We start from the raw sequence: 2,259 nt of genomic DNA, 5'->3' as shown, positions 1-2,259 counted from the left end.
TCTGTTTAACGATCGGTGCTTCGAAATCGTCAATCCGTCGGTCGCCCCGCTCAATCTGGCCCTTGCCGATAAGCTTTGGAGCTGGCTTGTAGCCATAACATAAGCCGCCAGCGGATTTGCCGGCGGCAATCCGGCCCATTTGGCCGCGGCGGGTCTTCTCCGCGAGGTCTTTAAGGAACAGCGCGTTCATCGTGCCTTTGAGGCCAATGTGCAGCTCTGTAATCTCGCCTTCGGCCAACGTGAACAGGGTAATGCCTGCGAATTTGAGTCTCTTATATAGGCCGGCGATATCCTCCTGGTCCCTGCTAAGGCGGTCGAGGGCCTCAGCCAGGATGATGTCGAAACCGCCATCACGTGCGGCAGCGACCATTGCTTGATAGCCTAGTCGGTTGGCGCTGGCACCAGATATCGCTGCGTCACGATAGACTTGCTCGAGCTCCCAGCCAGGGGTTGCGTCGATCCGCGCGCGGCATAACCGGATCTGGTCTTCTATCGACGCGTCTCTTTGATTTTCACTTGAATAACGAGCGTAGACGGCGATGCGCATTGTCTTGATCTTTCATCGCATGGATTAGAGTTGGCGGGGGGATCCCGTTTGTTCAGTTTGGATTTATGAGATGGGCTATTACATGGTGGTCGCCTCTTGATGCGCTATATTAAAGAGTTCACGGGCGACCTGACGGGCAAGGCGCCGGGAAAAATCCCTTAGTTGCTCGGGCCCAACAGTTCGGGCATGAGGAATATCCTGCCCAAAAATTGCCGAACCAATTAATGGGGCAGGATCGTTTTGAAGCTCGCTAGAGCAGATCGATCTGATTGCCATCCGGTAAACATATCGGACGAACTATTAAGCAATCGCAAAACTCCTTTGCGTTGAACTCGTTTTTTTGCTGAGTGTTTACCGCCTCCATACGGGGAGAGGTCTTCAATTGAATTTTCAGGAATAATTAGGAGACCTCCTGTCGAGCATCTGTATGCGAAAACGCAGGATCTTTGCCATGGCAAAATACTTGTCAAAAAACAGGTCGAAAAACATGCAAAATCGCATGTGTAAAAACATGCTTTTTGGCATGTTTAAACGCATGTGTTTAGACATGTAAAACCACATGAATCCTCGTATTTTCAAAGATCGAGATAACAAAAATCTCTGTAAAAGTAACGAAATTGTATCATGTCGAGTTCGATCTGAAAACTGAATCAAAGTGATACAATTCCGTTACCTTTTGGAGAGTGTTTGCTTAACTAAAAGTGGAGGTAATAAACGGGCTATCAAAAAAGCATAATTTGGGACAGCCTTAAATCTGATTCTGAAAATCATACTATAACTATGTCTGCTGTCGCCGCCGTGACTTTGGAAGTTTGAAACCGGATTCTAACCATCAAAAATGGTTTTTGATCGCCAGGTTCAGTGCCCTATCCAAGACCAATAAATAGTGAAAATCCTAGACCGATTTGTTTCTCGACTTGATAAAAAGGGGACATGTTTAAAGCCCAAAAAACCATAAAAATGATGAGTAAAATGTGGCACGAAATTGGATGATTTTACCAATCTCGGGTACGCATGAGACAGCAAAAATCGTCGATAGTTCTCAAGTGTCCGTCGGTCTTATCCATTCGCTTCGAGATCTCATTAATCAAAACCCCCGCCGCATTTGTTCGGGCGACCATTTTTTCGATGTGCTTATCTATCCGTCCTTTGTGCCCGCGACGTGATCTGTACATGGTCGCCCGTTCGATTTGGGCTATGGTCGCGGCGTGGATAGATGCGGTGGACGGGGTGAGAACCAATCCTCTTGCATTATCCCAGTGACACGTTTCAATTTCAATCGTGGGAAAGTCCGATCTCAGGGCGCTTCGTTTACTGATAAATCGGAATCCAACATCGAGCAGAATGAAGAGGCCTGGCGGCAATGCAGGCGATGGCGTATTGACGTCGTCTCCTATGAAAGATCCCGGCGAGCCTTTCTTACCCTGGGAGATGTCGGGCAGATTGGGCAAGACAGAACCGGTAGCTTCGCAGATGCGCATAGATAAGGCCTGTGCTGTATGAATTGCGCCATAGGTTGTTTGGTTGGTCGGCCAACAACGAAAACGGAGGCATGTGGAGCGCGTCCTGACATGGATGTTTTTTGTAGCGGGATCGATGAATTGCAAAGTTGAGCAAAGCGCATCCACAAGTGCGAACCAGCCATCTCCAATCTCGATCGGCGGGCGTTGCGTCACGGCTGGCCTGTTGTTGTCCTCTACGCAGAACAATTG

General features: G+C 48.6%; 2 protein-coding genes. Both read right to left on the bottom strand.

Features of this window, described 5'->3' with window-relative positions:
• Window positions 1-547 (bottom strand): recombinase family protein (locus tag MXAZACID_RS16475; protein ID WP_008495658.1); only part of this gene is annotated, 547 nt, incomplete at its 3' end.
• A 995-nt stretch (window positions 548-1,542) separates the two neighbouring features.
• The coding region (locus tag MXAZACID_RS18915) for a hypothetical protein (protein WP_205619849.1) at window positions 1,543-2,259 on the bottom strand (717 nt) is incomplete at its 5' end.

It is taken from the genome of Acidocella sp. MX-AZ02 (assembly GCF_000306035.1).
In the GTDB taxonomy this organism is placed as follows: domain Bacteria; phylum Pseudomonadota; class Alphaproteobacteria; order Acetobacterales; family Acetobacteraceae; genus Acidocella; species Acidocella facilis.
The sequence above is the reverse complement of the archived record's forward strand: the minus strand, read 5'-3'. Positions and strand labels throughout refer to the sequence as shown.